At 54.6% G+C, this 6,694-nt stretch carries 6 protein-coding genes and 1 pseudogene; 5 read left to right on the top strand and 2 right to left on the bottom strand.

The window, feature by feature from the left end; genetic code table 11:
* Positions 1 to 297: 297 nt before the first annotated feature.
* Positions 298 to 1,032, top strand: coding sequence for a ribonuclease PH (gene rph / locus ACVWZ1_RS14150; protein ID WP_011433341.1), 735 nt, complete (start codon positions 298 to 300; stop codon positions 1,030 to 1,032).
* 206 nt (positions 1,033 to 1,238) lie between these two features.
* Here the strand turns inward: rph and ACVWZ1_RS14145 are convergent.
* A pseudogene (locus ACVWZ1_RS14145) lies at positions 1,239 to 1,422 on the bottom strand (hypothetical protein); the annotation flags it as partial.
* Between the two features lie 135 nt (positions 1,423 to 1,557).
* Here ACVWZ1_RS14145 and ACVWZ1_RS14140 point away from each other — a divergent pair.
* From ACVWZ1_RS14140 to ACVWZ1_RS14125, 4 genes are all read left to right on the top strand, one after another.
* Complete coding sequence (locus tag ACVWZ1_RS14140; RefSeq protein WP_457503733.1) at positions 1,558 to 2,799, top strand: response regulator; 1,242 nt, start codon at positions 1,558 to 1,560, stop codon at positions 2,797 to 2,799.
* Between the two features lie 605 nt (positions 2,800 to 3,404).
* Positions 3,405 to 5,102 carry an ABC transporter ATP-binding protein gene (locus ACVWZ1_RS14135; protein ID WP_414332172.1) on the top strand — a complete coding sequence of 566 codons (1,698 nt, stop codon included), beginning with the start codon at positions 3,405 to 3,407 and terminating at the stop codon, positions 5,100 to 5,102.
* Positions 5,103 to 5,114: 12 nt separating this feature from the next.
* Positions 5,115 to 5,753, top strand: a complete 639-nt coding sequence (locus ACVWZ1_RS14130) for a riboflavin synthase (protein WP_457503732.1) — start codon at positions 5,115 to 5,117, stop codon at positions 5,751 to 5,753.
* Positions 5,754 to 5,764: 11 nt separating this feature from the next.
* On the top strand, positions 5,765 to 6,328 hold the full coding sequence (locus tag ACVWZ1_RS14125; protein ID WP_414374890.1) for a shikimate kinase: 564 nt from the start codon (positions 5,765 to 5,767) through the stop codon (positions 6,326 to 6,328).
* Between the two features lie 126 nt (positions 6,329 to 6,454).
* Here ACVWZ1_RS14125 and ACVWZ1_RS14120 read toward each other — a convergent pair.
* Positions 6,455 to 6,694 (bottom strand): photosystem II protein D2 (locus tag ACVWZ1_RS14120; protein ID WP_457385502.1); only part of this gene is annotated, 240 nt, incomplete at its 5' end.

Genomic DNA, 6,694 nt, shown 5'->3' with positions numbered 1-6,694 from the left:
CGCCTGAAATTCCGAAACTTAGCTGTCCTCTGGGGCCGCTAGGGATTGGGATAAAGCCCGCACCCTGCGCATAGCGCGGGTGTCGGGTAGTTTACAAGTGCTTCACTTTCTTCCGCGTAGAGGTGGCGTACCCGGCAATATCCAATTTGCGGCGGTTGCTACACTTGTCATCCTTGCCTTCCCAGACCAATTCCGTCCGCAGCCGTCGCCCCAGTCATGTTCTGCAGAGATTCCAAGTCCTGAGCCGCATTGGGCAGACATGGTTGACAATGCGAGGGATCCCTTTTTGAACTGTCCATGAGCTGGCAACGCCCAGATAATCGCACCGCTGCTCAATTGCGCCCGGTTTCTTTTGAGCGCCACTTTACCCGCTATGCCCCTGGCTCAGTGTTGGTCAAGTTCGGCCATACCCATGTCCTTTGCACCGCCAGTGTAGCCGAAGAAGTTCCCCCTTTTCTGCAGAACACCGGCCAAGGCTGGCTGACGGCTGAGTACCGCATGTTGCCCGGAGCCACGCAACAACGACAGCCGCGGGAAATGTTGAAACTATCGGGCCGTACTGCCGAGATTCAACGGCTCATCGGGCGCAGTCTGCGCGCCGCCTTGGATTTTCGCAAGCTGGGATCCCGTACCATCACCGTCGATGCCGATGTGCTGCAGGCCGATGGCGGCACTCGCACCGCCGCGATCACAGGGGGCTATGTGGCTCTGCACGACGCCATCACTTGGCTGTACAAACAGGGGGCCCTGGATCCGGCCCAGGGATCCCCGCTGCGGCAGCAGGTGGCGGCCCTTTCAGTAGGAATTGTGCAGGGAGAGGTACTTGTGGATCTGTGCTATGAGGAAGACAGCCAAGCCGAGGTGGACATGAACATTGTTATGAACGAGCAGGGATCCTTCATCGAGATCCAGGGCACTGCCGAAGCCGCCTGCTTCAGTCGCCCGCAACTGCTACAAATGTTGGAGATGGCCCAAGCCGGGATCCAAGAATTGCTCCAAGCCCAACGGCAGGCTCTCAATTTAGAAAGATAGAGCCATAGCCGGACCCTAGCCTTGCAATGGTAATCCTTCAAGGCACTGCATATGGGATTGCATGGGTGTATATCCTGGTTGGCAAAGCGGTATTCCCTTGCTGTAAAGGAATGGCCGGGAAAGCTAAGATCAGCCAGTTGTTAAAATAAGTGAGCTCTCTGAAGCTGATACATTTACGCTGAACACTGCTGAACATCACTGTTCAACTATGCAGCGATGGCATTCTGTTTGTTTCCAACCAGAATGGCGGTATCCCGCAAAGCTTTGAGTAGAATACCCAAAGCGCAGTTTCCGTGTCGTCTTACTACCAATTTTCTGCTTTGCTTTGGCTACCATGTTGGCAGACTCGAAAGTAAACAGAAAGATCAACTGGTAGTAATCCGTACTGAACATATTATACATTATTTTCAGTATAGTTGAGCTTATTATTGACTAGAGTCATGCTCTCCTTTCGACGGTTTGAGCGTGTGGCTGAGGTGAATCGCTGCTCATTTGGCCTGAAGAAGTTGGCCCGGAGAACGCTGCATGTCCCGTTTTGTGTTCGGCTCGGAGGAACTTGCGCCACTGCTCAGGCAGCAAGGTTGGCGGTTTACCACTGGATATCTGCACATTCACCTCAAGGGACTGGATCCCTCTGAGGGTGCGGAACCCTGGGTGTTGACCTACTACCACGGCAGGCTGCTTTTTTCTGCCGATCAACCCCTCAACACGCAAATCCTGCTGAAACGACTCTCCCGCTTTATTCCTCGCCTCAACTTGGAATGGCCACAGCGGGCCATCTCGGTGGTGCAAGAGCGCTTGATGAAAGACCATTCCTTACCTGAGCTGCTGGAGGCTATCACGCAATTGGGCCTGCTCAAGCCGGGGGAGCTGGAAGATGCCCTGTGGCTCAACCTGCTTACCGATTTCGACCGCTACCTATTCGAACGGGCAGGCACCTGTTACTTTGAGGTGCAGGAGCAGGTCGCCCAAGAGGCCCCCATTGGCGGGTTTGAGTTGGAGCCGCTGCTGCAAGAAGCCGCCCGGCGCCACGATCGCTGGGCAGATTTGAAGGTGGCGATCCCAACTATGCTGGCGGTGCCGGTGGTCAATTGGGAACGGGTCAACCGCTACCGCATCACCGATGAGCAACGACAGAAGCTCCACACCCTCACCAAAGATGGCCAGTCGCTGGAGGTGATCGCCAAGAAGCTGTGTCGAGATCGGCTGGAGGTGGCCAATCTCTTTGCCTCCTGGGCGAAAAAAGGTTTGGTCAGCCTACAAACACCCCAAGAGCTGCTGCAGACCAAGCGCCACAACCCGATAACCATCTTGGCGGTGGACGACAGCGTGGTGATGCAGGAAATCCTACGGCAGTATTTGCCCAACTATCAGGTGATTACAACGGGCAACCCCGCCGAGGTGCTTCCTTTGTTGTTTCAGCATCGGCCCCACCTGTTGTTGATGGATATCGCCATGCCGGGGATCGATGGTCTAGAGCTTTGCCGCATTGTGCGCAGCTTAGAAGAGTTTAAGTCCCTTCCCATCCTGATGGTTACCGCTCGCGATGGTCTGCTGGCCCGCATCCGCGGCAAGTGGTCGGGGGCAACCGCCTACTTGACCAAGCCCTTCAACGAAAGCCAGCTTAATGCAGAGGTGAAACGGCTTCTGGCCCAACAGCCGCCTGCCCACAGACAAAATCCTCTGTCGGTTCAGGGAGGCAGAACAGGTCATCCTGCCCTATTTCAGGGATCCCCCCGTTCCCTCGAGGATCAAGCCAAGGCGTAGTGTCCTTCTGAGTTGATCCCCGTCGCCATTGGCTTTCCTGTCAAAATCAACAAAGGTTTTATGTTAGATAAGAAGTCAACTCAAGAGACCATAACTTGTCTGGGCTGACTGCTAATGTCAATGGATTGATAGCTCATTAGGACATGCCCAAAAGAGAAAAATAGGTTGCCGGGGATTTCAGAAACAAGAGACGAAGTAAGCATCCCATACACTGAAAACTTATCCGATCAACCTTCCTCATTGTCATCACGACCGGCTACTTCAATCTCTCTCAGGAACTGGCTTTTCCCCGCTGGCATTATGAGGTCGTTTAAGCCTTAGAGAAGCCTCACAAGGCTTCTGGCAAAAGAGTCCATACTAAGGGTACCGACAAACAAGCCCTGAAGACATGAAAAAAGATCGAACAGGGTTCAGCAGGCACTTCTGAAGGCAAACCAGAAATATTAAACGCTGTCGTGGATCCCGACAAGATCAATGAGAGGGAGAAATCAAGCAGAAATTGCTCAGGATCCATGGACAGGGATCCCAAGAATACGTAAAATCGAGTAAAGAATGTAAAGAAAACGCCACACTTCTCCAATTGGTCCCGATCCCCAAGGAGCATTATGCTGCGACTGGAACACATTAGCAAAATCTATCCCACCGGTGAGGTGCTCAAGGATGTGAACTGGGAAGTTAAGCCTGGGGATCGCGTCGGCCTAGTGGGAGTAAACGGGGCCGGAAAGACAACCCAGCTCAAGATTATCTGCGGGCAAGAAGAACCGACCAGCGGCGAGGTGATCCGCCCCGCCAACCTGCGCATCGCCTATCTCACCCAAGAATTTGGAGTGGATCCCGCCCGAACGGTGCGAGAAGAGTTCTGGACAGTCTTTCAAGAGGAAAACCGCATTCACCAAGAAATTGCCCAAATCACCCAACAGATGGAGCAGGCGGACGCGGACACGTTGGAAACCCTTTTGCGCCGTCTAGATCGTCTACAGCGCCAATTTGAGAGTTTACATGGCTATGAACTGGAGGCGCGTATTGAGAAAATCCTGCCGGAAATGGGGTTTGAGCCGGAGGACGGGGATCGGTTGGTGAGCGCCTTCAGCGGCGGCTGGCAGATGCGCATCAGCCTGGGGAAAATCCTGCTGCAAAAACCCGATTTGATGTTGCTAGACGAGCCGACCAACCACCTAGACTTGGAGACCATTGAGTGGCTGGAAAACTACCTCAAGAGCTTGACGATCCCCATGGTGATTGTTTCTCATGATCGAGAGTTTTTGGATCGGCTTTGCACCCAAATTGTGGAGACGGAGCGAGGAGTTTCTACGACATACTTGGGTAACTATTCTCAATACCTACTCCAAAAAGCTGAGCGGCGAGAGGCACAACAAGCTGCCTACGAACGTCAGCAAAAGGAAATTGAAAGGCAACAAACCTTCATCGATCGCTTCCGGGCCAGTGCCACCCGCAGCACTCAGGCCAAAAGCCGCGAAAAACAACTGGAAAAGATCGAGCGGGTCGAAGCGCCCATTGGCGACGTGCGTACCCTCAAGTTTCGCTTTCCCCCTGCTCCCCGCAGTGGTCGCGAGGTGGTGAAGATCGAGAATTTGACGCACATTTATGGAGATAAGATTTTGTTTTTGGGTGCGGAGCTGTTGATCGAGCGTGGGGATCGCGTCGCCTTTCTGGGGCCCAATGGGGCAGGAAAATCCACCCTGCTGCGTCTTATCACCGGCCTAGAGCAACCTACCGAGGGATCTGTGAAATTGGGAGCACACAATGTGATCCCTGCCTACTTCGAGCAAAATCAAGCAGAGGCTTTGGATCTGAGCAAAACCGTCTTGGACACCATCCATGACGAAGTGCCCGACTGGAAAAACGAAGAAGTGCGCACGCTGTTGGGTCGCTTTTTGTTCAGCGGCGACGCCGTTTTTAAGAAAGTAGCGGCTTTGAGCGGGGGAGAAAAAGCCCGCTTGGCGTTGGCGAAAATGCTACTTCAGCCGGCCAACCTACTGATTTTGGATGAGCCCACCAACCACTTAGATATCCCGGCCAAAGAGATGCTGGAAGAAGCTTTACAGCATTACGATGGCACGGTGATCCTTGTTTCTCACGACCGCTACTTTATCTCAAAAGTGGCCAACAAGATTGTAGAGATTCGCAACGGAGAGTTGGTCGCCTACCAGGGCAACTATCACTACTATCTAGAAAAGATCGCTGAAGAGAAAGAGAAAGCCCGACAAGAGCGAATCGCTGCCGAAAAACGAGCCAAAGAGCGAGAAAAACAGAAAGCCAAAAAGGCAGCCGGCAAAACCTAAGGAGCCAAAGCAATGTTTACGGGTCTGGTTCGAAGTTTGGGCACAGCCCAGTTGATCAATTCTTCACAGCTACGGGTTACCTGTCCCCGGTTGCAACCTCAGTTGGCCTATGGAGATAGCGTGGCGGTGGACGGCCTTTGCCTGACGGTGGTGGAGATTCTGCCCGATGGATTTTTGGCCGATGTTTCGCCGGAAACCCTGCGGCGCTCGACTTGGGGCCAGGGATCCCTCGGCCCACGCATAGTCAACCTGGAACCGGCGCTGCGGGTAGGAGACAAGTTAGGGGGGCATTTTGTCAGCGGCCATATCGATGGGGTGGGGCAACTGTGGGATCAAGCCGCCACTGGCAACGCCTGGGAGCTGAGCTTCAAGGTTCCTGAAGAGATCGGGCGTTACATCGTACCCAAGGGCAGCGTGACGGTGAATGGGGTGAGCTTGACCATTGCCGAGGTGCGCCAAGGGGGCTGCTGGTTCAAGGTGGCTGTGATCCCCCAAACCTACCGCGAGACCAACCTTTCTCAGCTCCAAGTTGGGGATCCCGTCAACATAGAGGCGGATATTTTGGGCAAGTATGTGGAAAAATTGCTGGGCTTGCTGCCCCCCGAGAGCAGCGTTTCTCTGGAGTTTCTGGCCGAGCATGGCTATATCTAGGTACCTTTCCCATGATCCACCCCGAGGAAGTTGAGCGCCTGCGCGGCGTAAATGTTTATCTCATTGGGATGATGGGCAGCGGCAAATCCACCGTGGGATCGGAGCTGGCAGCCCAGTTGCGCTTTCAATTTTTCGACACCGATGGTCTGGTGGAGCAGGTGGGGGGTTCTTCCATCGCTCAGATCTTCGCCGAGCATGGGGAAGCCTACTTCCGGGATCTGGAGACGCAGGTGTTGGCCCAGTTGAGCAGCTACACCCGGTTGGTGATCGCCACAGGCGGCGGCATTGTGTTGCGCCCCAAAAATTGGAGCTACTTGCACCATGGCCTCACCGTTTGGCTGGATGCGACCCCCGAGCTGATTTGGCAGCGGCTCAAGCGGGATCCCGGCCAACGCCCCCTGCTGCAAACCCCCGACCCCCAAGCTGCCCTGTACAAGCTGATGCAAGAGCGAGAGCCGTTCTACGCCCAAGCCGATGTGCGGGTGCCCATCCGGTCAGAAACTAGCCCGCCCCAGTTGGTTGAACAGATCTGGCAAGCCATTCGCGCCCGCTTGCGAGATGGGATCCCTTCCTAGCCACCTCATGCCCATTACAAAAAACAAAAAGGGATCCCTTGGGGGATCCCTGAACTCTTCAATACTCAAGTGGATTACTTAAGATTCGCCGGGAGCGGATCCCTGACGCAGCCAGGGTAGCTTCCTTTAGAGCGCATTGCCGCGGGGGAGGACTTCTTCAGGGAACTCAAAGCGCTCATGGGGCTGGTCCTGCGGCGCCATCCACGCCCGAATCCCCTCGTTCAGCAAAATGTTCTTCGTGTAAAACGTCTCAAACTCCGGGTCTTCCGCTGCCCGCACCTCCTGACTGATAAAGTCATACGCCCGCAGGTTCAGCGCCAACCCCACTACCCCAATGCTCGACATCCACAAACCCGTCACCGGCAC

This window comes from Thermostichus sp. MS-CIW-25 (assembly GCF_054060015.1).
The sequence above is the reverse complement of the archived record's forward strand: the minus strand, read 5'-3'. Positions and strand labels throughout refer to the sequence as shown.

Excerpts from the sequence above, each read along its gene's own strand:
- ACVWZ1_RS14125 (WP_414374890.1), top strand. The coding sequence starts at position 5,765 with ATGATCCACCCCGAGGAAGTTGAGCGCCTGCGCGGCGTAAATGTTTAT.
- rph (WP_011433341.1), top strand. The coding sequence starts at position 298 with ATGAGCTGGCAACGCCCAGATAATCGCACCGCTGCTCAATTGCGCCCG.
- ACVWZ1_RS14130 (WP_457503732.1), top strand. The coding sequence starts at position 5,115 with ATGTTTACGGGTCTGGTTCGAAGTTTGGGCACAGCCCAGTTGATCAAT.
- ACVWZ1_RS14140 (WP_457503733.1), top strand. The coding sequence starts at position 1,558 with ATGTCCCGTTTTGTGTTCGGCTCGGAGGAACTTGCGCCACTGCTCAGG.
- ACVWZ1_RS14135 (WP_414332172.1), top strand. The coding sequence starts at position 3,405 with ATGCTGCGACTGGAACACATTAGCAAAATCTATCCCACCGGTGAGGTG.